The sequence below is a fragment of the Micromonospora craniellae genome (assembly GCF_014764405.1).
Taxonomy (GTDB): domain Bacteria; phylum Actinomycetota; class Actinomycetes; order Mycobacteriales; family Micromonosporaceae; genus Micromonospora; species Micromonospora craniellae.
On the sequence record NZ_CP061725.1, the window covers coordinates 1,972,142 to 1,997,358 of the forward strand.

22 protein-coding genes and 1 tRNA gene are annotated in these 25,217 nt (G+C 71.7%); 9 read left to right on the forward strand and 14 right to left on the reverse strand.

Annotation, left to right across the window (positions count from 1 at the left end; genetic code table 11):
• Positions 1–9: 9 nt before the first annotated feature.
• The 6 genes from pth to ID554_RS09000 form a co-directional block, all read right to left on the reverse strand.
• A complete protein-coding gene (gene pth / locus ID554_RS08975; RefSeq protein ID WP_117228652.1) occupies positions 10–600 on the reverse strand; it encodes an aminoacyl-tRNA hydrolase in 591 nt (196 codons plus the stop codon).
• Positions 601–709: 109 nt separating this feature from the next.
• Complete coding sequence (locus ID554_RS08980; protein ID WP_117228651.1) at positions 710–1,378, reverse strand: 50S ribosomal protein L25/general stress protein Ctc; 669 nt, start codon at positions 1,376–1,378, stop codon at positions 710–712.
• A 307-nt stretch (positions 1,379–1,685) separates the two neighbouring features.
• Positions 1,686–2,666 carry a ribose-phosphate diphosphokinase gene (locus ID554_RS08985; protein WP_117228650.1) on the reverse strand — a complete coding sequence of 327 codons (981 nt, stop codon included), beginning with the start codon at positions 2,664–2,666 and terminating at the stop codon, positions 1,686–1,688.
• A 60-nt stretch (positions 2,667–2,726) separates the two neighbouring features.
• Positions 2,727–4,253, reverse strand: coding sequence for a bifunctional UDP-N-acetylglucosamine diphosphorylase/glucosamine-1-phosphate N-acetyltransferase GlmU (gene glmU / locus ID554_RS08990; protein ID WP_117228649.1), 1,527 nt, complete (start codon positions 4,251–4,253; stop codon positions 2,727–2,729).
• 100 nt (positions 4,254–4,353) lie between these two features.
• Positions 4,354–4,425: transfer RNA gene (locus ID554_RS08995), tRNA-Gln, on the reverse strand.
• A gap of 26 nt (positions 4,426–4,451) precedes the next feature.
• Positions 4,452–5,309 (reverse strand): helix-turn-helix domain-containing protein, encoded by an 858-nt coding sequence (locus tag ID554_RS09000; protein WP_117228648.1) that lies wholly within the window; start codon positions 5,307–5,309, stop codon positions 4,452–4,454.
• 131 nt (positions 5,310–5,440) lie between these two features.
• Between ID554_RS09000 and ID554_RS09005 the strand changes: the two genes are divergently transcribed.
• Complete coding sequence (locus ID554_RS09005; protein ID WP_117228647.1) at positions 5,441–6,406, forward strand: acyl-CoA desaturase; 966 nt, start codon at positions 5,441–5,443, stop codon at positions 6,404–6,406.
• Positions 6,407–6,518: 112 nt separating this feature from the next.
• On the forward strand, positions 6,519–7,208 hold the full coding sequence (locus ID554_RS09010) for a TetR/AcrR family transcriptional regulator (RefSeq protein ID WP_117228731.1): 690 nt from the start codon (positions 6,519–6,521) through the stop codon (positions 7,206–7,208).
• Positions 7,209–7,229: 21 nt separating this feature from the next.
• Here the strand turns inward: ID554_RS09010 and ID554_RS09015 are convergent, their stop codons facing one another.
• From ID554_RS09015 to ID554_RS09040, 6 genes are all read right to left on the reverse strand, one after another.
• Positions 7,230–7,709, reverse strand: a complete 480-nt coding sequence (locus ID554_RS09015) for a DUF4383 domain-containing protein (protein ID WP_117228646.1) — start codon at positions 7,707–7,709, stop codon at positions 7,230–7,232.
• A 236-nt stretch (positions 7,710–7,945) separates the two neighbouring features.
• Complete coding sequence (locus ID554_RS09020; protein WP_117228645.1) at positions 7,946–8,401, reverse strand: DUF4383 domain-containing protein; 456 nt, start codon at positions 8,399–8,401, stop codon at positions 7,946–7,948.
• Positions 8,402–8,516: 115 nt separating this feature from the next.
• Positions 8,517–10,319: an ABC-F family ATP-binding cassette domain-containing protein gene (locus ID554_RS09025; RefSeq protein ID WP_117228644.1), complete on the reverse strand. Its 1,803-nt coding sequence runs from the start codon at positions 10,317–10,319 to the stop codon at positions 8,517–8,519.
• A 567-nt stretch (positions 10,320–10,886) separates the two neighbouring features.
• A complete protein-coding gene (locus tag ID554_RS09030; RefSeq protein ID WP_117228643.1) occupies positions 10,887–11,834 on the reverse strand; it encodes a 4-(cytidine 5'-diphospho)-2-C-methyl-D-erythritol kinase in 948 nt (315 codons plus the stop codon).
• A 97-nt stretch (positions 11,835–11,931) separates the two neighbouring features.
• Positions 11,932–12,804, reverse strand: coding sequence for a 16S rRNA (adenine(1518)-N(6)/adenine(1519)-N(6))-dimethyltransferase RsmA (rsmA, locus tag ID554_RS09035; protein ID WP_117228642.1), 873 nt, complete (start codon positions 12,802–12,804; stop codon positions 11,932–11,934).
• Between the two features lie 2 nt (positions 12,805–12,806).
• Positions 12,807–13,697 (reverse strand): TatD family hydrolase, encoded by an 891-nt coding sequence (locus tag ID554_RS09040; protein WP_117228641.1) that lies wholly within the window; start codon positions 13,695–13,697, stop codon positions 12,807–12,809.
• A gap of 223 nt (positions 13,698–13,920) precedes the next feature.
• Here ID554_RS09040 and ID554_RS09045 point away from each other — a divergent pair, with 223 nt between their 5' ends.
• The gene (locus ID554_RS09045) at positions 13,921–14,772 is read left to right on the forward strand and encodes an alpha/beta fold hydrolase (protein WP_117228730.1); all 852 of its coding nucleotides are present in this window, start codon (positions 13,921–13,923) and stop codon (positions 14,770–14,772) included.
• A gap of 88 nt (positions 14,773–14,860) precedes the next feature.
• Here the strand turns inward: ID554_RS09045 and metG are convergent, their stop codons facing one another.
• Complete coding sequence (gene metG / locus ID554_RS09050) at positions 14,861–16,663, reverse strand: methionine--tRNA ligase (RefSeq protein ID WP_117228640.1); 1,803 nt, start codon at positions 16,661–16,663, stop codon at positions 14,861–14,863.
• Positions 16,664–16,822: 159 nt separating this feature from the next.
• Between metG and ID554_RS09055 the strand changes: the two genes are divergently transcribed.
• Positions 16,823–17,734 (forward strand): hypothetical protein, encoded by a 912-nt coding sequence (locus tag ID554_RS09055; RefSeq protein ID WP_223884498.1) that lies wholly within the window; start codon positions 16,823–16,825, stop codon positions 17,732–17,734.
• Positions 17,735–17,812: 78 nt separating this feature from the next.
• Here the strand turns inward: ID554_RS09055 and rsmI are convergent, their stop codons facing one another.
• Entirely contained in the window at positions 17,813–18,682 is an 870-nt protein-coding gene (gene rsmI / locus ID554_RS09060) for a 16S rRNA (cytidine(1402)-2'-O)-methyltransferase (protein ID WP_396888492.1), read from the reverse strand.
• Positions 18,683–18,748: 66 nt separating this feature from the next.
• On the opposite strand from rsmI, the gene ID554_RS09065 reads away from it, so the two are divergent.
• From ID554_RS09065 to ID554_RS09085, 5 genes are all read left to right on the forward strand, one after another.
• Positions 18,749–20,428 (forward strand): dolichyl-phosphate-mannose--protein mannosyltransferase, encoded by a 1,680-nt coding sequence (locus ID554_RS09065; RefSeq protein WP_117228638.1) that lies wholly within the window; start codon positions 18,749–18,751, stop codon positions 20,426–20,428.
• A gap of 507 nt (positions 20,429–20,935) precedes the next feature.
• Positions 20,936–21,592, forward strand: coding sequence for a 4'-phosphopantetheinyl transferase family protein (locus tag ID554_RS09070; RefSeq protein ID WP_117228637.1), 657 nt, complete (start codon positions 20,936–20,938; stop codon positions 21,590–21,592).
• Between the two features lie 171 nt (positions 21,593–21,763).
• Positions 21,764–22,942 carry a DUF4352 domain-containing protein gene (locus ID554_RS09075; protein WP_117228636.1) on the forward strand — a complete coding sequence of 393 codons (1,179 nt, stop codon included), beginning with the start codon at positions 21,764–21,766 and terminating at the stop codon, positions 22,940–22,942.
• Between the two features lie 150 nt (positions 22,943–23,092).
• On the forward strand, positions 23,093–24,343 hold the full coding sequence (locus ID554_RS09080; RefSeq protein ID WP_117228727.1) for a VWA domain-containing protein: 1,251 nt from the start codon (positions 23,093–23,095) through the stop codon (positions 24,341–24,343).
• On the forward strand, positions 24,343–25,140 hold the full coding sequence (locus ID554_RS09085) for a peptidase (protein ID WP_117228728.1): 798 nt from the start codon (positions 24,343–24,345) through the stop codon (positions 25,138–25,140). The genes ID554_RS09080 and ID554_RS09085 overlap by 1 nt, the downstream gene beginning before the upstream one ends.
• Positions 25,141–25,217: the final 77 nt, after the last annotated feature.

Below are 25,217 nucleotides of genomic sequence, written 5' to 3' on the forward strand. Positions count from 1 at the left end.
AGCCGCACCTCACGCACCGTGGTAGAGGTTCTGCGTCGGTTCGATGCCTCGGATGACCACGGATTCCACCACGTCCGCAGCCCGATCCACCAGAAAGTCCAACTCCTTGCGCTCCACCGCGCCGAAATCCGACAGCACGTAGTCCGCCGGATCCTGCCGCCCCGGCGGCCGTCCGATGCCGAACCGCACTCGTACGTAGTCCTTCGTGCCCAGCGACTTCGACATCGAGCGCAGACCGTTGTGCCCGCCCTCGCCACCACCGCACTTCACCCGCACCTGGCCGTACGCGATGTCCAGCTCGTCGTGCACCGCGATCACCTGACCCGGCGGCACCTTGTGGAACTGGGCCAGACCGGCCACCGGCCCGCCCGAGAGGTTCATGTACGTCAACGGCTTGACCAGCACCAACTTCGGGCCGCCAAAGCCGAGGCGCCCCTCCGCGACCTCCGCCACCGCCCGCTTGTGCCGGCCGAACCTGCCGCCCAACCGCCCTGCCAACAGGTCCGCGACCAGGAAACCGACGTTGTGCCGGTTGCCTGCGTACTCCCGGCCCGGATTGCCCAGGCCGACCACCAGCCAGGGCCCGGTCTCGTCCGTCACCGCCCGCCCCTTCCCTCGTCCCGGCGGACCGCCACCCGGCGGCCGTCCCCGATACGTCGACAGGCGCCCCCGGAGCCCGGGGACGCCTGTCGCGCAGCCTGCGGACCGATCAGGCCTCGGTCTTGGCCTCGGCGGTCTCCTCGCCGACCTCGGCGGTCTCCTCGCCGACCTCAGCCTCAGCCTCGGCCTCCGCCGTCTCGACCTCGGGCAGCGTCGACTCGAGCTGCTCGGCGGTCGGCGCCGCGGTGACCGTGGCGACCGCCATCTCCGGGTCGGCGGCCAGCTCGACCCCCTCCGGAAGCTTCACGTCAGCGGCGGTGACCTGGGAACCGGCCTGGGCGCCCTCGATCGACGCCTCCAGGTGATCCGGCACCTTGGTGGCGTCGGCGGTCACCGAGAGGGTGTCGTGGTCGTGCACGATCAGGGTGTCCCGCGCCGCCTCACCGGTCAGCTGCACCGGCACGTCCACGGTGACCTTCTCGCCCCGACGCACCAGCAGCAGGTCGACGTGCTCGAAGGTGTCCTTGATCGGGTCCCGCTGGATCGCCTTCGGCAGCGCCAACGCCTGCGTGCCGTCGCTGATGTCGAGCGCGAGGAGCTGGTTGGCGCCACCGTTACGGATGGCCGCCGCGAACTCGCGGGCCGGGAGCGCGATGTGCTTGGGCTTCTCGCCATGGCCGTACAGCACGGCGGGCACCTTGCCGGCCCGGCGGGTACGGCGGGCACCACCCTTGCCGAACTCGGTGCGGGGCTCGGCGCTGATCTTTACCTCGGACACGGGGAAACTCCTGATGCTTCGCTACGGCAGCTTGTCGTCTGGCGGTGCTGGGCGGGGGGCTCGCAGGGGCTCATGCGTCAGAACGACTGCCCGGAGCACCGCGTCGATCACGGTGCCTCCGTGCGGCGCTCTTCAGCGGCCCGCAGGGCACCCTCGCCGTGGCAACCGCACCAGTCTACCCGAGCGGATTCCCGGAGTCCCGGCAGTCCCCGCAGAACCCCGCCGGGCAGCTCACGCGCCGCTGCCGAGCGCGGTCACCACACCGGCGGACGGGCCGGTCCAATCGACCGACCCGCCCGGACCGACGTCAGCTCAACCCACCGAACAGGGTGGTCACCGACCCGTCGTCGAACACCTCGCGGATCGCCCGGGCCAGCAGCGGCGCGATGGAGAGCACGGTGAGCTTGTCGAGCTGCTTCTCCGGCGGCAACGGAAGCGTGTTGGTCACCACGACCTCGCTGATCGGGCTGTTCTTCAACCGCTCGGTCGCCGGATCGGAGAGCAGAGCGTGGGTGGACGCCACGATCACGTCCGCCGCACCGGACTCCTTGAGGATGTCGGCCGCCTTGCAGATCGTGCCACCCGTGTCGATCATGTCGTCGACGATCAGGCAGACCCGACCCTCGACCTCGCCGACCACCCGGTTCGCCACCACCTGGTTCGGCTTCAACGGATCCCGCGTCTTGTGGATGAACGCCAGCGGGCAACCGCCCAACCGGTCGGTCCACCGCTCGGCCACCCGCACCCGACCCGAGTCCGGCGCGACCACGGTCATCGGCCGGCCCGCGTACTTGCGCTCCACGTACTCGGCCAGAATGTCCATCGCGAACAGGTGATCCACCGGGCCGTCGAAGAAGCCCTGGATCTGCGCCGTGTGCAGATCCACGGTCAGGATCCGGTTCGCGCCCGCCGTCTTCAACAGGTCCGCGATCAGCCGCGCCGAGATCGGCTCCCGCCCCCGGTGCTTCTTGTCCTGCCGCGCGTACGGATAGAACGGCAGCACGACCGTGATCCGCTTCGCCGAACCGCGCTTCAACGCGTCGACCATGATCAGGGTCTCCATGACCCACGTGTTCACCCCGTGCGTTATGGACTGCACCACGAAGGCGTCCGACCCACGCACCGAGTCCTTGAAGCGTACGAAGATCTCGCCGTTGGCGAACTCGTACGCGTCGGCCGGCGTCGGCGCGACGCCGAGCACCTCACCGATCTCCCTGGCCAGCTCCGGAAACCCACGTCCGGAAAAGAGCATCAGGCTCTTGCGGTTTTCGGCGACGATGCTGCCCATGGGCCCGTCTGCTCCCGTTTTGGTCGGTGGTACCCGGCCACGGTGGTGGTCGACCGGGGACTATTCGGTTGCAGTATCTCCCGCCTCGGACGCACCGCCCACCGGCTCGGCGGCGCCGTGGATTGCCTCACCTTCGCTTGCGGCCGAGGTCACACCCGGAGCACCCTGCAACGCTCGCTCGGCCGCCGCCGCCGACGCCGTACCCGGCCGCCTGCGGGCCACCCAGTGCTCGACGTTGCGCTGCTGTGCCCGCGTCACACCCAACGCCCCCGGCGGTACGTCCTTGCTGATCGCGCTGCCCGCCGCCACGTACGCGCCCGCGCCCACCTCGACCGGGGCGATCAGGCTGGTGTCGCATCCGATGAACGCCGCCTCACCGACCACCGTGCGGTGCTTGTTCACCCCGTCGTAGTTGACGAAGATCGTCGCCGCGCCGATGTTGGCCCGCGCCCCGATCGTCGCGTCACCCACGTACGACAGGTGCGGCACCTTGGCGCCCTCACCCACCTCGGAGTTCTTCACCTCGACGAACGTGCCCACCTTCGACCGCTCGGCCAGCCGCGCGGCCGGCCGCAGGTACGCGTACGGCCCGACGCTCGCCCCCGCACCCACCTCGGCACCGACCGCGTGGCTGCGCAGCACCGTCGCACCCGGCCCGACCACCGTGTCGATCAGCGTCACGTCCGGCCCGACCACCGCGCCCGCACCGACCACCGAGCCGCCGCGCAGCTGGGTGTTCTGGTCCACCACCGCGTCCCGGTCCAGGGCCACCGTCACGTCGATCCAGGTGGTCTCCGAGTCCAGCAGAGTCACCCCGGTACGCATCCAGCGCTCGTTGACCCGGTCCCGCAGCAGCCGCCGCAGCGCCGCCAACTCCACCCGGTCGTTGCAGCCGAGCGTCTCGGTGTGGTCACCGGCCAGGTGCACCCCCACCGGCTCACCGGCCGACACCAGCAGCTGGAAGACGTCGGTGAGGTACTCCTCGCCCTGGTCGTTGTCGGTGGAGAGCTTGCCGAGCACGTCCCGCAACCGGACCGCGTCGAAGGCGTAGATACCGGCGTTGATCTCCCGCACGGCGAGCTGGGCCGGGGTGGCGTCACGCTGCTCGACGATCTGCTCCAACCGGCCCCCGGCGTCGCGCACGATCCGCCCCAGGCCGGTGGGGTCCGGCACCTCGGCGGCCAGCACGGTCGCCGCCGCCCGCTCGCTCTCGTGCGCCGCGACCAGACCGGCCACCGTCTCCGGCCGCAGCAGCGGCACGTCACCGTTGAGCACCACCACCGTGCCGGACGCCTCCGGCGCGGCCTCCAGCGCGATCCGCACCGCGTGCCCGGTGCCGAGCTGCTCGGCCTGCAACACCGGGACGGCCCCCGGCGCGGCCTCGGCCAGATGCGCCCGGACCTGGTCCGCCCCGTGCCCGACCACCACCATCGTCCGCTCCGCCGCCAGCGGCTGCGCCGCGTTCAACACGTGCCCGAGCAGCGTTCGGCCGAGCAGTGGGTGCAATACCTTGGGCAACGCGGACTTCATCCGCTTGCCCTCCCCGGCAGCAAGTACGACGACGGTACGGGGATGGGGCTCGGACACGAGGTGGCTCCCGTCGGAACGCGGACAGTCTCGCGGCCATGCTAACCAGACAATCCGGTCTGGTTAGCATGGCCACGAGGATCGGCGGTCACCCGAAGTGCTGGGGTGCCTGGATTCGAACCAGGAGCTCAAGGCTCCAAAGGCCTGCGGGTTGCCGTTACCCCACACCCCATTGACATGTCAAGCCGCAACACCACATCAATTCATGCTTGTGCGGTCTGCCGCAGACCGGAACAGCTCGGCGATCATACCTTCAATCCGCCAGTAGAGCTCGCGGCTACGCGGCACATTGATCACGAGGCAGCCCCGGTAGCCCTCTCCGGTGTTGCGGCGGACGGTCACCGGGTTGTGTCTCTTCACATTCGCTCGCTGGAAGCGGGTGAGCGGCAGCCCCAGCTCCTCCGCCCACCACTCGGCCGCGGCGACCGGGTCCGCCGACTCGTGGATGCTGACCCGGTAGGTCGGGGCCGCGCGGTCGACCCCGCACGTCTCGAGAAAGCGCAAGAAGAGGGCGAGCAATCCGGGGTCGGTGTTGACGAACTGCACATGGTCGTAGCGTCGCCACGGTTTCGACTTGGCCCCCTCGCACCAGTAGATCGCTGCGCCGAGAAGCAGCAGGTCGCGCTCTTCCAAACGGCCCCCGACGACTTCGGCAGCCGTCGCGTGCACCGCCGCCTGCGCCTCGTCACGCGTCCGGCGGTGCGCCGCCCACCGCGCCTCGGTCATGGCTCTCGACCGGACGCGACGACGTTCCAGACCGATCTCCGACTGGTGGTCGGGCGGCAGGTCCCGGACCCAGAGGTAGGCGGTGGATCGGCTCACGCCCAGCCGCCGGGCGATGTCCGGCACCGACTGCCCGGCCGCACGGAGCGCCACCGCCTCGGCGCGCAGCGCGTCCTTGGCGTTGGGCCGCCGGGTCCGCTCCGGCGGAGGGACGCCGCGCAGCAGGTCGTACACCCGGTTGCGGCCGAGCCCCGTGCGGTCGCGGATCTCGCGGACCGAGAGTTGTTCCTCGGTGCGCAGTCGGCGCACCTCGGCGGCGTCGGAATCGGTCATGCGGTGCAGGCTAGGGCCAGGGTGTGACACTTCGGGCATCGGTAGAGATCGCTGCCTGATGTGACCTGTCGGCGACGTAAGTTACGGTGACGTAGGCGTAGTTAGCGATCTCACCGTCCCTGCGAGGTGCCATGTCCAGCGCTGCACTCGACTCCCATCCGTCCGGCCCGAAGCCTCTCACCCAGGGCACCCAGTCACCCGGCATCCTGATCGCGCTCTGGGCGTTCGTGGTGATTCCGTTCGCGGCACTGGTCGCCGCCGTGCCGGTGGCCTGGGGCGGCTGGCTGAGCTGGGTCGACGTGGGCATCGCGGCGTTCTGGTACGTGTTGGCCGGTCTGGGCATCACGGTCGGCTACCACCGCTACTTCACCCACGGGTCGTTCAAGGCGAAGCGGTGGCTGCGCATCGCCCTGGCCGTCTCGGGCTCGCTCGCCGTGCAGGGCGACATCATCCAGTGGGTCGCCGACCACCGGCGTCACCACGCCTTCTCGGACCTGGAGGGAGACCCGCACTCGCCGTGGCGGTTCGGGACGACGTTGCGCGGCCTGACCAAGGGGTTGTTCCACGCGCACGTCGGCTGGTTGTTCGGCCGCGAGCTGTCCAACCAGGAGCGGTTCGCGCCGGACCTGCTGGCCGACCGGGACATCCAGCGGATCGGCAAACTCTTCCCGGTGCTGGCGGCCGCCTCGGTGCTCGGGCCGGCGCTGATGGGCGGGTTGCTGACGTGGAGCTGGCAGGGTGCGCTGACCGCGCTGTTCTGGGCGGGCCTGGTCCGCATCTCGTTGCTGCACCACGTCACCTGGTCGATCAACTCGGTGTGCCACGTCTACGGCGAGCGGCCGTTCATGATGCGGCACGGTGACCGGGCCGCCAACTTCTGGCCGTTGGCGTTGGTGTCGTTCGGGGAGAGCTGGCACAACCTGCACCACGCCGATCCGACGAGCGCCCGGCACGGGGTACTGCGTGGACAGATCGACATCTCGGCCCGGGTGATCTGGCTGTTCGAGAAGGTGGGTGCCGCGTGGGACGTCCGCTGGCCGAAGCCGGAGCGGCTCGCGGCGAAGCTGGCGAAGCCGGCGGACGGCGCGGCGGCCTGACGGTGACAGGGCGACCGACCGGCAAGTTACCTGGCAGTATGTTCGGGTGACCGGGCAGAGCGCGAGCAGGATCCCACGACAGGGCGTCACCGAGCGCCGGCGAGGTGACGAGGTGACCGAGGTGTCCAGCGACGAGAGCGGCAAGCGTCGTCGGCGCGCGGTGCCGGCCACGTCGACGAAGCCCACGTCCCGGGTACGCATGTCGGCAGCTCAGCGCCGTGAGCAGTTGATCTCGATCGGTCGGCAGATCTTCGCGGAGCGCGGTTTCGACGCCACCTCCATCGAGGAGGTGGCGTCCCGCGCCAAGGTCTCCAAGCCGGTGGTCTACGAGCACTTCGGCGGCAAGGAGGGCCTCTACGCGGTGGTGGTGGACCGGGAGGTCCGTTCGCTGTTGGACCGGATCACCACCGCGCTGACCGCGGGCCATCCTCGGGAGTTGCTGGAGCAGGCGGCGTTGGCCCTGCTCGGGTACATCGAGGAGGAGACCAGTGGTTTCCGGGTGCTGGTGCGGGAGTCGCCGGTGCTGTCCGCGACGGGCAACTTCAGCAGCGTGATGAACGACGTCGCGCACCAGGTGGAGCACATCCTGGGCGCGGAGTTCTCCAGCCGTGGGTACGACGCGAAGCTGGCCGAACTGTACGCGCAGGCACTGGTCGGGATGGTGGCGTTGACCGGCCGGTGGTGGCTGGAGGTCCGCAAGCCGCGCAAGGAGACGGTGGCGGCGCACCTGGTGAACCTGTCCTGGAACGGGTTGTCGCACCTGGAGGCGAAGCCGGGGCTGACCACGACGCGCGTCCGCTGAGGTTTCGGCGGGCGACGCCGGTCAGTGGCGGCGGTGGATCTCGGCGACCGGGTGGTAGCGGCGGTTGCGTTCGGCCTCGGCGTGCTCGGGCGGACCGACCTTGTCGTACAGGCCGGTGCCGAGCAGGATCAGGCCGAAGAGCATCGAGACGACCACGGTCGACATGGAGAAGTTCAGGAAGTTGGCCGCGGTCTGCAGCACCGACATCATCAGGATGCTGGTGACCAGGAAGACGATTCCCGCGGTCAGGTTCATGTAGTGGCCGAGGTTGCCGCGCCGGGACGCGCCGACGATGAGCACGATCCCGAAGACGACGGAGACCAGCGAGAAGGCCAGGTTGGTGCGGAGCCCGAGGGCCCAGTTGCTGTTTCGGGCGAACAGCGGCTCGCCCCAGGTGAGCGCGGTGCCCCAGACGCCGAAGACCAGGATGTAGAGCCCGATCAGGCCGGACAGCACCCGGTAGATCGGCCGTGCCGGGTGGTTGATCGGGAAGTGCGGCATCGGTCCTCCACGAACAGGGAACAATCAGGACAATTGTCCCCCACGCAGAAGTCATCCCAGGGCAAAACACCCATCAAGCCGAGCCCGGGGGCGAAGCGGGCCTCCGACAGGTCTTCGCCGGAGCCTGACCCGCGCAGGGATCAAGCCTGACCGCCCGGAGCGGGTCGGGCTCCGGCGAAAACCCACCACCGCAACCCCGGCGAAAACCACCACCGCAACCGAAGGAGCAGAACGGATCAGAGCACCAGGCGAGCCTTCTGCCACGCCTCGTGCTCGTCGTCGCTGCCGACCTTGCCGTACATGCCGGCCATCAGCAGAACCAGGCTGAGGAACATCAGCACGACGACGCTGGCCACGCTCATGTTGAAGATGTTGGCCCCGGTGCGGATGAAGGCGAGTCCGCCGAGGCTGACCACCATGATCACGTAGGCCGTCCACTGGTTGATCAGGACGTCCAGGTTGCGACCGATCACCGTGCCGAACAGCACGAGGCCGCCGGCCAGCAGGCAGAAGATCGAGAAACCGAGGTTGGTGCCCTGCCCCAGGACCCGGTTGTCGCTCAGGCCGAAGGCGGGCTCTCCGGTGCTGCCGACGAGTCCGAGCAGACCGAAGAGCACCAGGTACAGACCGGTCAGCCCGCCGATCGCCCGGTAGATCGGCCGCGCGGGGTGGTTGACGGGAGTGTGCGCCATGTCTGTGTCTCCAACGCCGTTGGGTGAGGGTCGTCGGCGATTCTCCCGTACCCGGCCGTGTGACGCCGCACACGGGGTCCCCGAAGGACGCAGGTCGCGACGGGCGGGCCGGAGATCAGCCGGCGGGGATCTCGTCGGCCAGGGCGAGCCATGCCTCCTCGACCTGCTCCCGTTCCGCACGGACCTGACCCAGTTGGGCGTCCAGCTCGGCGACCCTGGTGTAGTCGGTGGCGTTGGCGGCGAGCTGGTCGAGCAGCGCCGCCTCCTTCTGCTCCAACTTGCCTACCTGCCGTTCGAGGCGGGTCAGCTCCTTGCGCGCCTGCCGCGCCTCGGCGGCGCTCATCACCCCGCCGCCGTCGGTGGGCGCGGCAGCGGGGGGCGTGACGCTGCGCCCCAGGCCGGGCCGGTCGGGGGTACGCGCCAGGTACTCCTCGACGCCGCCGGGCAGGTGCACCAGTCGGCCGTCGCCGAACATGCCGTACGTGGTGTCGGCGACCCGCTCGATGAGGTAGCGGTCGTGGCTGGCCACCACGATGGTGCCGGGCCAGGAGTCGAGCAGGTCCTCCAGCGCGGCCAGGGTGTCGGTGTCGAGGTCGTTCGTGGGTTCGTCGAACAGCAGCACGTTCGGTTCCCCGGCTAGCAGACGCAGCATCTGGAGCCGTCGCCGTTCGCCGCCGGAGAGGTCACCGACCGGGGTCCAGAGCCGCCGGTCGTCGAAGCCGAACACCTCGGCGAGCTGCGCGGCGGAGATCTCCCGGTCGCCGAGGCGTACCCGCCGGGCGACCTCTTCGACGGCCTCCAGGACCCGCAGTTCGCTGGGGAGTTCGGCGAGTTCCTGGGAGAGGAACGCCGGCCGTACCGTGGAGCCGGTGACCAGCCGTCCGCCGTCGGGGCGGGTGATGCCGGCGAGCATCCGCAGCAGCGTCGTCTTGCCGGCGCCGTTGGCGCCGAGGATCGCGATCCGGTCGCCGGGGCCGACCTGCCAGGTGGCGTTCTCCAGGATGGTCTTGGGACCGGCGTGCAGGCGGACGCCCTCCAGGTCGTACACCTGTTTGCCGAGCCGGGCGGTGGCCAGCCGTTGCAGCGACATGGTGTCGCGAGGCGGTGGCACGTCGGCGATGAGCGCGTTGGCGGCGTCGATGCGGAACTTCGGCTTGGAGGTCCGGGCGGGTGCGCCCCGGCGCAGCCAGGCGACCTCCTTGCGGAGCAGGTTCTGCCGCCGGGCCTCGGTGGCGGCGGCGACCCGTTCGCGTTCGGCCCGGGCGAGGATCCAGGCGGCGTAGCCGCCCTCGTAGGCTCGGACGGCCTGGTCGGCGACCTCCCAGGTGGTGGTGCAGACCGCGTCGAGGAACCAGCGGTCGTGGGTGACCACGACCAGGGCGCCCTTGCGGCCGAGCAGATGGTGGGCCAGCCAGTCGACGCCGCCGACGTCGAGGTGGTTGGTGGGCTCGTCGAGGATCAGCAGGTCGGCGTCGCGGACCAGCAGCGCGGCCAGTGCCACCCGGCGGCGCTCGCCACCGGACATCGGCCCGACCTGGGCGTCGAGGCCCAGGTGCGGCATGCCGAGCCCGTCGAGGATGGCGCGTACGCCTGCGTCGCCGGCCCACTCGTGCTCGGCGCCCATGCTCTCGGCGAGCCACTCGGTGCCGAGGACGACGTCCCGGACGGTGGCGTCGGGGCTGAGGGTGAGGTTCTGCGGCAACCAGGCGGCCCGCAGGTCACGGCGGTGGGTGACCCGCCCGTCGTCGGGTTCCTCGATCCGGGTGAGCAGCCGTAGCAGCGTCGACTTGCCGGTGCCGTTGAGCCCGACCACACCGATCCGGTCGGCGTCGTCCAGACCGAGCGAGACGTCGGTGAGCAGCGGCCCGGCGGCGCCGTAGCCCTTGGACACCCGGTCCAGGTTGACGATGTTGGCCACAAACCCACCTTCCATGATCAAGGCGTCCCGGTGCCGGCGGGCACCTGGGGACGCCTGGCCTTCCAGGGTACGCGGAACACCGTCACCACTCGGCGCCCGCCGGGCAGCGGAGCGCGCACGGGCGGGTGACGCTCGGCAGTGCGGTCGGACTTCGGTGGCGTGAATGGGCCCCGGCGGTACGGATGGACCTCGGCGTGCGGGTGGCCCACGGCGGCCCGGCACGGTCTCTGGTCGGCTGCCTGTCGAGCTGATCCGTCCGTGCTCTCGCCGATGCTGAGTTCGGCGTCGACCTCCGCTGGTGCCGCACCCGGACCGCACACGGCTTCACCAGTCGGTCCAGCGCGACCATGCCGGCGGAGACCGCAGCGCGGCGGAACGTGGCGCAGGGCGATGCTCTCCCGAGCATGATTCATTCCCGCCGTCAGCTCGACAGGCACCGTAGTCGGTCACGACCCGGTGCCTGCGATCCGATCTCGCCGTCAGCTCGACACGGGCCGCACTGGACCACGGCCGCGCGCCTGACCGGCTCGGCGAGAGACCGGCCCTGTGCAGGGCGGGCCGGTGGAGTCAGGTGACGCGGGCACCGTGGACCGGGCCATGGGCGATGCGGGCTTCGCGGCACACCCCGGCGGCTTCCAGCTCGGCGGCGACGCGTTCGGCGTCGGCGGCACCGGCGGTGAGGAAGACACACGTGGGACCGGATCCGGAGACGATGCCGGCGAGCGCGCCGGCCGCCTCGCCGGCCTTGAGGGTGTCGGCCAGGGCGGGACGCATGGCCAGCGCGGCGTCCTGCAGGTCGTTGCCGAGGGTGGGGGCGAGCACCCGGGGGTCACGTTGGCGCAGCGCGGCGAGCAGCGCGTCGGTGCTGCCCAGCGGTTCCCCGGCGGTGCCGGCGTCGCGGAGCCGGTCGAGTTCCCGGTACGCCTGCGGCGTGGACAGGCCGCCGTCGGCGATGGCGACTACCCAGTGCCAGGAGGTGGGTCGGGCCAGCACGGGACTGACCGCCTCGCCCCGACCGGTGCCGAGCGCGGTGCCGCCGTGGATCAGGAAGGGCACGTCCGAGCCGAGGTCGGCGGCGATGCCGGCCAGTTCGTCGCGGGACAGGCCGGTGCCCCAGAGGGCGTCGCAGGCGACCAGTGCGGCGGCGGCGTCGGCGCTGCCGCCCGCGAGACCTCCGGCGAGCGGGATCTGTTTACGCAGGTGCAGCCGGGCGTGCGGCATGACACCGGCGTAGCCGGCGAGGGCGTGGGCGGCCCGCATGACCAGGTTGGAGTCGTCGAGGGCGAGTTCGCCGGTGCCCTCGCCCTCCATGGTGAGGATGAGGGTGTCGCCCCGCCGCGCGGTCAGCTCGTCGTAGATCGAGATCGCATGGTAGATCGTGTTCAGCTCGTGGTAGCCGTCGCGCCGTAGCGGGCCGACCCCCAGGTGCAGGTTGATCTTCGCGGGCACCCGTACGCGGACCGGTCCGCCGGCACCACGCCGTTCCTCACCCTCCGGTCGCCATGCCTCGGTCACCGGACGGTGTCCCGTGGACGCACCCGGATGTCGAACGGCTTCTCCACGATCAGCTCCTCGGCGATGTCGGCGACGGCGTACCGGCGTCCGCGCCAGCCTACTGCGCGGCCGGCGGGTGGGTCGGGGCCGACGCGGCGACGGCGGCGAACTGCTCGACGGTGAGTGACTCGCCGCGCGCGCCGGGATCGACCCCGGCGGCGGTGAGCGCTGCGGCGGCCCGGTCGGCCCCACCGGCCCAGCCGGCGAGGGCGGCACGCAGGGTCTTGCGGCGCTGGGCGAAGGCGGCGTCCACCACGGCGAAGACCGCCGCCCGGGACACGTCGGCGCGGGGTGGTTCGCGGCGGGTGAAGGCGACCAGGCCGGAGTCGACGTTGGGCACCGGCCAGAACACGTTCGGGGGCACCTTCCCGGCGGCCCGGGAGCGGGCGTACCAGGCGAGCTTGACCGAAGGGACGCCGTACACCTTGGAGCCGGGACCGGCGACGAGCCGGTCGGCTACCTCCTTCTGCACCATCACCAGGCCGTGGCGCAGGCCGGGCAGTTCGGCGAGCAGGTGCAGCACCACCGGTACGGCGACGTTGTAGGGCAGGTTCGCGACCAGTGTGGTGGGGGCCGGATCGGCCAGGTCGGCGGCGGTGATCCGGAGCGCGTCGGCGTGGTGCACGGTGAGCCGGACGGCGTCCGGGCCGACGTGCCGGGCGGCGGTGTCGGGCAGCGCGCCGGCCAGCGTCGAGTCGATCTCGACGGCGTGCACGTGGGCGGCGGCGCGGAGCAGGGCGAGGGTGAGCGAGCCGAGCCCGGGGCCGACCTCCAGGGCCACGTCGTCCGGGGCCAGCCCGGCGGTGGTGACGATCCGGCGAACGGTGTTCGGATCGTGCACGAAGTTCTGGCCGAACTTCTTGGTGGGTGCGACGCCGAGGCGGGCGGCGAGTTCCCGGATCTCCGCCGGGCCGAGCAGTTCTGCGGCCACAGTCAGGACCAGGGGCCGAAGGCGCGTTCGCCGGTGGCGGAGATGGCCGCGCAAAGGTCGTCCAGGTCGGCGCCGGTGGTGGTGGCCAGCGCCCGGACGGTCAGCGGAATCAGGTACGACGCGTTGGGGCGGCCCCGGTGCGGCATCGGGGTCAGGTATGGCGCGTCGGTCTCGACCAGGATCTGGTCGAGCGGGGTGAGCGCTGCGGCCTCCCGCAGTGCCCCGGCGCTGCCGAAGGTGACCGTGCCGGCGAAGCTGAGCAGGTAGCCCCGGCAGACGCACTCGGCGGCGAACTCGGCGTCGCCGGAGAAGCAGTGCAGCACCACGGTCTCCGGTGCGCCCTCGTCGTCGAGGATGCGCAGCACGTCGGCGTGCGCGTCGCGGTCGTGGATGACCAGCGTCTTGGCGTACCGCTTGGCGATGGCGATGTGGGCCCGGAAGCTCTCCTCCTGCGCGGCCCGGCCCTCGTCGCCGGTGCGGTAGAAGTCCATGCCCGTCTCGCCGACGCCACGTACCCGGTCCTCGGCGGCCAGCGTCTCGATCTCGCGCAGCGCGGCGTCGAGGTCGCGGCACCGGGGCGCCTCGTTGGGGTGCAGCGCCACCGTGGCGACCACCGCCGGGTACGTGCGGGCCACCTCGGCGCCCCAGCGGGAGGACTCCACGTCGACACCGACCTGCACCAGCCGGTCCACGCCGACGGCGGCGGCGACGTCGATCGCGGCGGCGACCGGGTCGGCGGCGGCGCTGCCCTGCGGTACGCCGACCTCGTTCACCGTGATGTCGAGGTGGGTGTGGCTGTCCAGCACCGGTCGGGGCAACGGCTCCGGCACGGGCGGGAACTCACCGGCGCGGCGGGACGCGCGCTGGCGGCGGGACTCCGTGGGCTCGCTCATCAGTCGACAGCATCACACACCGCCCGAGTCCACCCGTTCGCCACCCGTGGTTCGCCTCGACGTGCTGTGTCTGGTGTTGCGGAAGGAGCCGGGGTGGCTGCGGTTGCGGCTGCGGGCGTGCTGGACCACCGTACGTCCTCTGACGCCGCTCCGGCTCGGGCATATCGGCAGGTCGCACGGGAATGCGTGGGCGACAGCGTTGTCGCGAATCGTAGGAGTGGACATGCCCTTCATCACTGTCGGGACGGAGAACTCCGCGCCCATCGACCTGTACTACGAGGACCACGGCTCCGGTCAGCCGATCGTGCTGATCCACGGATTCCCGTTCAACGGGGCGACCTGGGAGAGGCAGGTGAGTCCCCTGCTCGCGGCCGGTTACCGGGTGATCACGTACGACCGACGCGGTTTCGGCAGCTCGGCCCAACCGGCGTTCGGGTACGACTACGACACCCTGGCCGCCGACCTCGACGTGCTGATGACCGAACTGGACCTGCGCAACGCGATCCTGGTCGGGCACTCGATGGGCACCGGCGAGGTGACCCGCTACCTGGGCGCCTACGGCTCGGACCGGGTGGACCGGGCGGTGTTGCTGGCGCCGCTGGCGCCGTACCTGCGGCAGGCTCCGGACAACCCGGAAGGTGTCGAGGCGAGCCTCTTCGAGGGGTTCAAACAGGCCATCGTCGAGGACCGGTTCGCCTACCTGACCCAGTTCTGCACCAACTTCTTCAACTACGACGAGAACCGGGGCAGGTTGGTCAGCGAGGAGGCGTTCCGGGCGCACTGGGAGATCGGCGCGCGGGCCTCGGCCAAGGCCACGCACGACTGTGTGGACGCCTGGGGCACCGACTTCCGGGCCGACGTGTCGCGGATCGACGTGCCGATACTGATCGTGCAGGGCGACAAGGACATGATCCTGCCGTACCCGAAGACGGGTCAGCGGTTGCAGCCGCTGCTCTCGGACAGCCGACTGGTCACCCTCAAGGGCGCCCCGCACGGCATCCCGTGGGCCAACGGCGACCAGGTCAACGAGGCGATCATGGAGTTCATCGGGTCGCCGTCGATGGTCCGGGCCTGACCCGGCCTCCTCGGCTGCGGAAGGTGCCGCGCCGGACGGACGTACGGCGGGCGCGATCCCGATGTCGGGGTCGCGCCCGCCGACGTGGTCAGCCTTCGAGCCGGGCCAGCTCCTCGTCGACGATCGACGGGTCGAGCTTGCGGAACACCGGCTTGGGCGCGGCGAGCGGCCGACCCACCGCGAGTGGTAAGGACTCCCAGCGCGCGCCCTGCGTGTAGTCCCCGGTCAACACCGGGTGCCCGGGCCCGCCGTCGAGGTCGTCGACCTCCTCGATCACTGGCATGGGCGCGTGTACGCCGACGCCGCCGAGCAGCTCGTGCACCTTCTGCGCGGCGTGCGGCAGGAACGGGGTGAGCAGGGTGTTGGCGTCGCTGATCACCTGGAGGGCGACGTGCAGGACGGTGCCCATCCGGGGCTTGTCCGCCTCGTCCTTGAGCTTCCACGGCGCCTGGTCGGAGAGGTACCTGTTGGCCTCGGCGACCACCTTCATCGCCTCACCGATGGCCTGCTTCTGCCGGTGCCTGGCGATCAGGTCGCCGACGGTGGCGAAGCCGGCCCGGGCCACCGCGAGCAGCGCCTCGTCGGCTTCGGTGAGACCGTCCGGGCCGACCGGCGGGATCGCGCCGAAGTTCTTCGCCGCCATCGACACGGACCGGTTGACCAGGTTGCCCCAGCCGGCGACCAGTTCGTCGTTGTTGCGGCGGAGGAACTCGGCCCAGGTGAAGTCGGTGTCGTTGTTCTCCGGGCCGGCCACCGCGATGAAGTAGCGCAGCGCGTCGGCATCGTATCGCTCCAGGAAGTCCCGGACGTAGATGACCACCCGGCGAGAGGAGGAGAACTTGCGCCCCTCCATGGTCAGGAACTCGCTGGAGACCACCTCGGTGGGCAGGTTGAGCCGCCCGAGTTGCCCCGGTTCGCCGTCCCGGCTGCCCTCGCCGGAGTAGCCGGCGAGCAGCGCGGGCCAGATCACCGAGTGGAAGACGATGTTGTCCTTGCCCATGAAGTAGTAGGACTGGGCGTCCTTACCTTCGGCGTCGAGGGACCACCAGCGTCGCCAGGCATCCGGGTCGCCGGTGCGGCGGGCCCACTCCACCGAGGCGGAGAGGTAGCCGATCACCGCGTCGAACCAGACGTAGATCCGCTTGTCGGCGCGCTCGCGCCAGCCGTCGAGCGGGATCGGTACGCCCCACTCCAGGTCCCGGGTGATGGCCCGGGGCTGGAGGTCGTCCAGCAGGTTGCGGGAGAACCGCAGCACGTTGGGCCGCCAGCCCTCCCGGGTGTCCAGCCACTGCCGCAGCACGTCGGCGAGGGCGGGCAGGTCGAGGAAGAAGTGCTCGGTCTCGACGAACTTCGGCGTCTCGCCGTTGATCTTCGACTTGGGGTCGATCAGGTCGATCGGGTCGAGCTGGTTGCCGCAGTTGTCGCACTGGTCGCCGCGGGCGCTGTCGTAGCCGCAGATCGGGCAGGTGCCCTCGATGTAGCGGTCGGGCAGGGTCCGGCCGGTCGACGGCGAGATGGCGCCCATGGTGGTCTTCGGCACGATGTAGCCGTTGTGGTACATCCCCTCGAACAGCTCCTGCACCACCGCGTAGTGGTTACGCGTGGTGGTGCGGGTGAACAGGTCGTAGGAGAGACCCAGGCCGTGCAGGTCCTCCACGATCACCCGGTTGTAGCGGTCGGCCAGCTCGCGGGGGGTGAGCCCCTCGGCGTCGGCCTGCACCTGGATCGGGGTGCCGTGCTCGTCGGTGCCCGAGACCATGAGCACGTCGTGACCGGCCATCCGCATGTACCGGGCGAAGACGTCGGAGGGGACGCCGAAACCGGAGACGTGGCCGATGTGGCGCGGGCCGTTGGCGTACGGCCAGGCGACCGCCGCGAGAACGTGACTCATGCCCAGCAAGCGTAGTGACCCACCTGCGACGGCCGCGAACCAATAGGGCCACCCACTCGGCAATCCGGTCATTCAAGGACAGAACGTTAGTCTGATTTGTCGCCGACACGCTGTCTGAGCTGCACGTCCGGACACCCCCGCCGGTGTCCAATGAACCGCGTGACTGGCAGCCGCGCCGCCCGCGACCACGAGGACGGCCTTCCCACCGAGACCCGGCCGGATCCGGCCGGGTCGGCGCGTACCCACTCGGTGGCCCCGCACCCTCGGCCGGTGCCGCCCGACGGGACGGCCCCGGCCGGGTCGGACCCCGCCGACCCGGCGGCGCCCGAGCACGGCGTCGAGCTGGAGCCGACCACCGGCGCGCCGGTCGACACACTGCCCCACCGGGCGCCGATGCGTGCGTCCCGGAATCTCGGCAAGAACCCGCTCGTGGCCACCGCCGACGAGGCGGACACGTTCTGGGCGCCGATCGAGGAGGTGCACTGGGACGGCACGCCGGTGCGGCAGGATCCGCCCGGCGAGCGCGGGTCGTGGTGGCGTCGGCTCCGGCCGGTACGCCGCCGGGAGCGGGCCCGTCATCCGCCGGACCCGCTGCCGGGGATGGCCGCGCTGGTCGGGCTGAGCCTGGTGGCGGCGTTCTTCGCCTGGGTCAGCGCCGGTCCGTTCTGGCTCGCCGTCGGGCACGGCACCTCGGGCACTGCCGTGGTGACCGTGTGCACCGGTGACGGGTTGACCCAACGCTGCCGGGGGATCTTCACCTCCGCCGACGGACAGTTCCGGACCCACGGCGTACGGATCAGCGGGGTGCCGGAGCAGCGCACGACGGCCGGGATGGCGCTACCCGCCCGGGTGACCGGCCCGGACGCCGCCGTCGCGTACGCCGACCACGGCGTCAGCGCTCACCTGCGCTGGCTGCTCGGCCTGCTCGGGGTGCTCGGCTGCGCGGCCGGGATCGCCCGGTGGACCGGAGCGACCCGGCTGCCTGATTCGCTGGGCCGCCGCTGGGCGGTCACCGCCGCCTTCGCCGGCCCGCTGACGACCACCCTCGGCTTCCTCGCCGCCGCCTGGTGAATGTAAGGAAGGGACCCTTCCTATACACCAGGCGTTAGTAGGGGGCCCTTCCTTACATCTCGTCCTTGCATCTCGTCCTTACGCCTGGTGCACGACGGCGTAGACGTCGCGGCGGCGCAGCCCGAAGGCGGTCGCCACGTCGATGATCGCGTCGCGGCGGCTCTGGCCGGTGGCCTCCCGTTCGGCGACCGCGGCGCGCAGGGCGTCGTCGTCCGGCCGCACCGCCGGTGCGGCCGGCGCTCCGGCCACCACGAGCGTGATCTCGCCACGCGGATCACCCTCGGCGGCCCAGCGGGCGAGTTCACCGAGCGGGCGACGGAGCACCTCCTCGTACGTCTTGGTCAGCTCGCGGCAGAGCGCGGCGGGTCGGTCGACACCGAACGCGTCGGCCAGGTCGGTCAGCGCGGCGGTGATCCGGTGCGGGGACTCGAACAGGACCAGGGTGCGTTCCTCCGTCGCCAGCGCCCGCAGCCGCGCCCGGCGGGCGCCGGCGGCACGCGGCAGGAAGCCCTCGAAGCAGAACCGGTCGCAGGGCAGCCCGGACAGGGCCAGAGCGGTGGTGACGGCACTGGGGCCGGGGGCGGCGGTCACCGGGACCCCGGCGTCCAGTGCGGCGCGGACCAGCCGGTAGCCGGGGTCGGAGACGCTGGGCATGCCGCCGTCGGTGACCAGCGCGACGAGGTACCCGGCGGTGAGCACGTCGACCAGCTCGGAGGTACGGCGTTCCTCGTTGCCCTCGAAGTAGGAGACGATCCGCCCCGGGATCGCCACGTCCAGGTCGCGGGCCAGCCGGCTCAGCCGCCTGGTGTCCTCGGCGGCGACCACGTCGGCGGTGCCGAGCACGTCTCGGAGTCGGGTGGAGGCGTCGGCGGGGTTGCCGAGCGGCGCGCCGAGCAGAACCAGGCGGCCAGTTTCGGACATTTCACCCACGAGTAGGCACTCCTTCATCGACGGTCGTACCGGATTGGGAGACGACGCACGCCACCGACCCCCTCCGCAGCCTACGATCGCCGGGTGACGAGTGCGTCGACAGCACAGAGCGCGAACGCGGACCAGCCGGGGCCGGAGCGCCCGGCCGCCCCGACCAGTGGTACCGGCAGCGGTGGCCTACCGGCGACGATCCGCCGCCGGCTGGCCACCGTCGAGGCCCGGGTGGACAGCCGTTCGTGGCTGGCCACCGCGGTGGTCGTGGCGATCGCCGCGGTCCTGCGCTTCGCCAACCTCAGCCACCCGGCCGGCAAGATCTTCGACGAGGTCTACTACGCTCGGGACGCCTGGGGTCTGATCGACAAGGGCGTGGAGTGGAACTACAAGGACGGCGGCCCGTCGTACGTGGTCCACCCGCCACTGGGCAAATGGCTGATCGGCCTCGGCGAGTGGGCCTTCGGCTACTCCGACGCCGAACACGGCATCTCGGTGCCCGGCGCCCTGCTCACCACCTCGCCGGAGTTCGGCTGGCGCTTCTCGGCGGCGCTCTTCGGCACGCTGTCGGTGCTGCTGCTGGTGCGGATCGGCCGCCGGATGTTCCACTCCACGGTGCTCGGCTGCGCCGCCGGCCTGCTGCTCGCGGTCGACGGCTTCCATCTGGTGCTGTCCCGGACCGCACTGCTCGACCTCTTCCTGCTCTTCTTCGTACTGGCCGCGTTCGGCGCGCTGGTGCTGGACCGGGACGCCACCCGGCGCCGCTGGACGCGGGCGTTGGAGGCGGGGCTGGACCCGACCGCCCCGGGCCGCGCCGGTCGACCGGCCGGTGGCTGGCGCAACTGGCCCTGGTGGCGGCTGGCCGCCGGGGTGTTGCTCGGTTGCGCCTTCGCGGTGAAGTGGAGCGCCCTGTTCTTCGTACCGGCGTTCGCGCTGTTGATGTTCCTCTGGGACGTCGGTGCCCGCCGCTCGGCGGGGGTGCCCCGGCCGTGGCGGGCCACCCTGCTCGACGGGGTGCCGTGGATGGTGCTCGCCGGCCTGCTGATGGCGGTCACCTACGTGGCGGCCTGGTCGGGTTGGCTCCGCAGTGAGGAGGGCTACTACCGGGTCGCCGAGCGCTACCCGGACGCCGGGCTCAGCGACATCCCGGTGATCGGGGCGCTGTGGAACCTGATCCAGTACCACCAGGCCGCGCTCGGCTTCCACGGCCAACTCGACGACCCGCACAAGTACCAGTCGTGGCCGTGGCAGTGGTTGTTGCTGGGCCGGCCGGTCGCCTTCCACTGGACCACTGACAGCCCGTGCGGCGCGGCGAGCTGCGCCGAGGAGATCCTGCTGCTCGGTACGCCGTTGCTCTGGTGGTCGTTCCTGCCGGCGCTGGTGGCGCTGGTCTGGCTCGGCCTGGCCCGTCGGGACTGGCGGGCCGGTGCGATCCTGCTGAGCGTCGCCGCCGGCCTGCTGCCGTGGTTCTGGATCGCCCTCGACGGGCGGACGATGTTCTCCTTCTACACCGCACCGGCGCTGCCGTTCCTCGTCCTGGCGGTGGTCTACGTGCTCGGCGCGGTCGCGTCGCCGGCCGGGCCGAGCGGTACCCGACCGGTCGGCGACGACGAGGCCACCCGCGACCGCCGACTCGTGGGCGGCGTGATCGCGGGCGCGTACGTGGTGCTCGTCGTCCTCTGCTTCGCGTACTTCTATCCGATCTTCGTCGGCCAGCCGCTGCCGTACGCGGAGTGGTCGGCACGGATGTGGTTGAACGGTCGCTGGATCTGACGCGTACGGCGAAGGGCCCGCACGCGCAGGCGTGCGGGCCCTTTCGCGCTGTTGCAGGCGCGCGGTGTTGCAGGTGTGGTGTCAGGCAAAAGGACGCGCCCCGATCGCCTGCCACGGGGGAAGCGGGCGATTGGGGCGCGCATCAGCAGCTTAACCACCCATGACCAGCGGCACAACGGGGCGGCTCGGGTCAGATTTCCGACCGGGGTCCGGCACGGCGACGATCTGTGGCCGCCGACACCCCGGAGGGGGCCCACACCGAACCGGAAATCGGCTCACATCGCACGTGACGCGACGGGTGGCGTCGTGGCCAGAGAACCGGTCCGCCACACCTGTCATCGCGCTCCCGTCCGCCTCCACACAGGACTGCGGGTGAGCACCCGCCGCCGCGCCACAAGCACCGTGCGTCCCCACAGCGCCCGGGATCGGCACCGCGTCACGTCATTGCGGTACGTTGACCAACCATGACCGCCGCCATCCACCGTACGCACCACCGTGTGGTCGCGCATGCGTGACCTGTTGCCCCCCGAGGTGGCGGTGGCGGTGGCCCGGCCGCAGGACTGGTCCGGGCAGCTCTACGCCGAGGAGGCGGCCGGTCTTGGGGAACGCGCCGTGGACAGCCGGCGACGCGACTTCACCGCGGGCCGCGTCTGCGCCCGACGGGCGATGGCCGCGTTGGGCCTGCCCCCGGTCGCGGTGCCCGCCGCCGAGGACCGCGCGCCGGTCTGGCCGGCGGGAACAGTCGGCAGCATCACCCACACCCGGGGCTACTGCGCGGCGGCGGTCGCGCGCCGCAGCGAGGTGCGGGGGGTCGGCATGGACGCCGAGCAGCACAAGGAACTGAGCCCGGGCGTACGCCGGCTGATCTGCCTGCCCGAGGAGGAGGACCGGTACGCCCGCCTGCCGTCCGGCGTCTCCTGGCCGACCGTGGCGTTCAGCGCCAAGGAGACGGTCTACAAGCTGTGGCACCCGCTCGTCGGCACCTGGCTGGACTTCCACGACGCGACGGTGGACCTCGACCCCGACTTCGGGACCTTCACCGCACGGATCGCACCGGCCCGGATCGACGCCGCCCCGGTCGACCGTCCGCCCACCCGGGTCATCGGGCGGTACGTGGTCGACTCGGACCTGGTCCGCACCGCCGCCGTACTCCTGCCGCAGTGAGCCGTCGACGCATGCCGCCGCCGACACACGGGGCGAGGGCCACCGCCCCTGACCGGGCCGTACGGTCCCCGGCCCTCCTCCGCTCGTACCCCCACCGGTGGCCGCTCGGTGTTGCCCGTCCGAGGTAGCGTCAGGCGGTTCGCGTTCGACGTCAGGTGCCCGAGGAGTACGGTGAGCGACCCCCAGCCCCCATCCGGGCCGCACGACCCCTACCAGCCGCCGCAACCGCCCAGCGATCCGTGGGCACCACTGCCACCGGTCGGGTCGCCGGCGGGTACGCAACCCGACGGCACGTGGTCCGCCCCGCCGGCCGACGATGCCGACAGCCCGTGGGCCGCGCCGCAACCGCCACCCGCCCCGCCGGTCTCCGGCGCGCCCCAGCCGCCGGCCTCCGGCGCCCCTCACTACCCGGCCTCCGGTGCCCCCCACTATCCGGCCTCCGGTGCGCCCCAGCCGCCCATCTCGGGATCGCCGTACGCGCCGCCCCAGGCCGGCGGCGGATACCCGCAGCCCGACCCCTACCAGGCCGGTGCCGCGTACCCGCAGGCCGGTGCCGCGTACCCGTCGCACGACCCCTACCAGGCAGCCGGCGCCTATCAGCAGGGCGGACCGTACGCATCGGGCGGCGCCTACCCGCAGGGCGGCTATCCGCCCGGCGGCACCGGCTACCCGCCGAGCGGGCACGGCTACCCGTTGGGGGCGCCGCAGCCCAGCGGCGGCACGAGCAAGACCGCGCTGATCGTGGTGGCCGTGGTGGCCGCGCTGGCGCTGCTCTGCTGCGGCGGAGGCGTCGTCGCGCTGATCAATAGTGCCGACCGGGACTCCGGCGCGCTGCCCACGCCGTCGGCCACGTCGTCGTCGCCGGATCCGTCGCCGAGCACCGCACCCACCCAGGCGGCACCGCCTCCGCCGCCTCCGCCGCCTCCGCCCACCAACTCGCCGCCCAGCGGCGAGACGTACAACCTGAGCATCGGCACCACCCTCGTGGTGAACGACAACCAGGGCACCGTCGAGATCACCGTGACCCGGGTCCGTACCGTGCGGGAGGGCTGCCGCTCGTTCGCACCCGACCCGCAGAAGGGCCGCTACCTGATCGCCGACGTGACGGCCACCGTGACCAAGGGCACCGGTTCCATCAACCCGATCTACTTCGAGTGGGTGGCCGCCGACGGGACCACGGTCAACGGCCTGGCCGGGATCCTCGCCGGGTGCGGCGACTCCCTCGGTTCCGGCAACAACCTGCCGACCGGTACCAGGCGGACCGGCACCGTCGTCTTCGACGTCGCCGACACCAACGGCGTGGTGGAGTACAAGCCGCTGTTCCGGTCCGCCGGCTCCTGGCGGCCGTAGACGCTCACCGGTGGCACGTCGGGCAGGCCGCGCGGTGACCGGCTCGCCCGACGACCGGAGTTACCGTCCTGAGTGGACATCGCTACACTCCGCCCGGTGATCAACAAGAGATGGCCGTCAGCCGCCCTGTTGGGGCTGCTGGCGGCGACCATGCTGGCCGGCCCCGCGTCGGCCCGGGCCGACGACGACCAGGCAGAACCCGTCGCCGAGCCGCCCCGCGTCCAGCTGGTGCTGGACGTGAGCGGCTCGATGCGGGCCACCGACATCGACGGGCGCAGCCGCATCTCCGTGGCGCAACAGGCGTTCGGCGAGGTGGTGGACGCCCTGCCCGACGAGACCCAGCTCGGCATCCGGGTACTCGGCGCCACCTACAAGGGCCAGGACAAGCAGCAGGGCTGCCGGGACACACAGCAGATCGTGCCGGTCGGCCCGGTGGACCGGACGAAGGCCAAGGCCGCCGTGGCGACCCTGCGTCCGACCGGTTTCACCCCGGTCGGGCTCGCCCTGCGGGAGGCCGCGAAAGATCTGGGCACCGGCACCACCGCCCGGCGGATCGTGCTGATCACCGACGGCGAGGACACCTGCGCCCCACCGGATCCCTGCCAGGTGGCCCGGGAACTGGCCGCCCAGGGCACCACGCTGGTGGTGGACACCCTCGGCCTGGCCCCCGACGAGAAGGTCCGCAAGCAGCTGCTCTGCATCGCCGCCGCCACCGGTGGCACGTACACGGCCGCGACCAGCGCCGACGACCTCACCGACCGGCTCAAGCAACTCGTCGACCGGGCCCGCGACACGTACGCCACCACGCCGGCCAAGGTCGACGGGACCGACGTCTGCGAGGGCGCGCCACTGCTCTCCCCCGGCGTCTACACCGACCGGGAGACCTTCTCCGAGCACCGCTGGTACCGGGTGCCGGTCCGCGCGGGACAGGAACTGCGCGCCTCGGTCAGCATCGCGCTCGACCGGCCGATCAACCTCGACCACGGCGTGCTGCTGCGGGCCACCGCGACCGACGGGCGGGAACTGGTCCGTGGCGTGGACGCCGGCAGTGGACGCACCGACGTCGTCTCGGCCGGCCTGCGCTGGTCGGCCAATGAGGACGGCGACGACGAGCGCGACGAGGACCCCGGCCCCGCGCCGACGGCCAGCGCCACCCCGGCGGTGACCACCGTCTGTCTGGTGGTCAGCAACATGTTCTCGCCCCGGGCGGGCACTGCGAAAGACCCCGGCATGCCGGTCGAACTGACCGTCGACGTGGTAGCCGCGTCCCCCGCCCCGGACGGGCCGGACCTGGGCCGAGGCTGGGTGCTGCTGCTCCTGCTGACCCTGGCCGGTCTGCTCACCGGGCTCGTCACCGGCCTGCTCACCCGCTGGTGGGTCGCCACCTGGAGGGAGAACTGATGCGTACCCGATCGGCAACCGTGGCCGCGCTGATGGCCGCCGGCATCGCCCTGGCACCGGGTACGGCGCTGGCCGCGCCCACCCCCACTCCCTCGCCCGGCGCCACCACCGTGACCAAGGCCGGCACCACCTTCCTCAGTGCCACCCCGGTGGCGGCGGGCCAGCCGGTCCGGGTCGGCGCCTCCACCGGCGAGTACCTCTACTGGTCGTTCCCGGCGGCGGCGGGCGAGACCCACGAGATCACCGCGACCGTCGCCCTCGCCGAGGACCGCACCGGCACGTCGACCTGGACCGTCGAGGTCTTCGACGGCCTGCGCCGCCGCCAGGCGTGCACGGCCGGCGCGCAGACCCCGACCGCCGATGTCTCTGCGCGTACCGTGGCCATCGGCTGCACGCTGCGGCGCGTACGGCCCTGGGCCGAGCCGTGGTCCGCCGACCCGCTGCCCGGCACCTACTACGTGCGGCTCTCCGTGGTCGACGTGCCCGAGCCCGACCTGGGCCGCCCGATCGACGTGGACCTGCTGATCTCCGCCAGCGGAGACTCCGGCAGCGCCCCGGAGGACGGCAGGCTGGAAGCCCCGCTGGTGCCGCCGACCGACGCCGGCGCCGTGCTGAGCACCGAGCCGACGGTCGCGCCGGTCGAGGAGGACGACCACGGCTGGAACATCGACCTCACCGGTTGGCTCCCCGAGGCCGGCTCCCGCTGGATCTGGACCACCGCCGGCGGCGTGCTCGCCGCGGTGGCCGGCGTGGTCGGTTTCGCCCTCACCCGCCGCCCCAGACGAGTTCGCGTGTGAGTCGGCCCACCCGGTGACCCGGGTCGACCCGCGATCTTGGTACGAAGCCGCCCTCACCGGGACCGTCTCGCACCAAG

Excerpts from the sequence above, each read along its gene's own strand:
- ID554_RS08985 (WP_117228650.1), bottom strand. The coding sequence starts at position 2,666 with ATGGGCAGCATCGTCGCCGAAAACCGCAAGAGCCTGATGCTCTTTTCC.
- ID554_RS09000 (WP_117228648.1), bottom strand. The coding sequence starts at position 5,309 with ATGACCGATTCCGACGCCGCCGAGGTGCGCCGACTGCGCACCGAGGAA.
- ID554_RS09005 (WP_117228647.1), top strand. The coding sequence starts at position 5,441 with ATGTCCAGCGCTGCACTCGACTCCCATCCGTCCGGCCCGAAGCCTCTC.
- ID554_RS09015 (WP_117228646.1), bottom strand. The coding sequence starts at position 7,709 with ATGCCGCACTTCCCGATCAACCACCCGGCACGGCCGATCTACCGGGTG.
- ID554_RS09020 (WP_117228645.1), bottom strand. The coding sequence starts at position 8,401 with ATGGCGCACACTCCCGTCAACCACCCCGCGCGGCCGATCTACCGGGCG.
- ID554_RS09040 (WP_117228641.1), bottom strand. The coding sequence starts at position 13,697 with ATGAGCGAGCCCACGGAGTCCCGCCGCCAGCGCGCGTCCCGCCGCGCC.
- ID554_RS09045 (WP_117228730.1), top strand. The coding sequence starts at position 13,921 with ATGCCCTTCATCACTGTCGGGACGGAGAACTCCGCGCCCATCGACCTG.
- metG (WP_117228640.1), bottom strand. The coding sequence starts at position 16,663 with ATGAGTCACGTTCTCGCGGCGGTCGCCTGGCCGTACGCCAACGGCCCG.
- rsmI (WP_396888492.1), bottom strand. The coding sequence starts at position 18,682 with ATGAAGGAGTGCCTACTCGTGGGTGAAATGTCCGAAACTGGCCGCCTG.
- ID554_RS09070 (WP_117228637.1), top strand. The coding sequence starts at position 20,936 with ATGCGTGACCTGTTGCCCCCCGAGGTGGCGGTGGCGGTGGCCCGGCCG.
- ID554_RS09080 (WP_117228727.1), top strand. The coding sequence starts at position 23,093 with ATGCTGGCCGGCCCCGCGTCGGCCCGGGCCGACGACGACCAGGCAGAA.
- ID554_RS09085 (WP_117228728.1), top strand. The coding sequence starts at position 24,343 with ATGCGTACCCGATCGGCAACCGTGGCCGCGCTGATGGCCGCCGGCATC.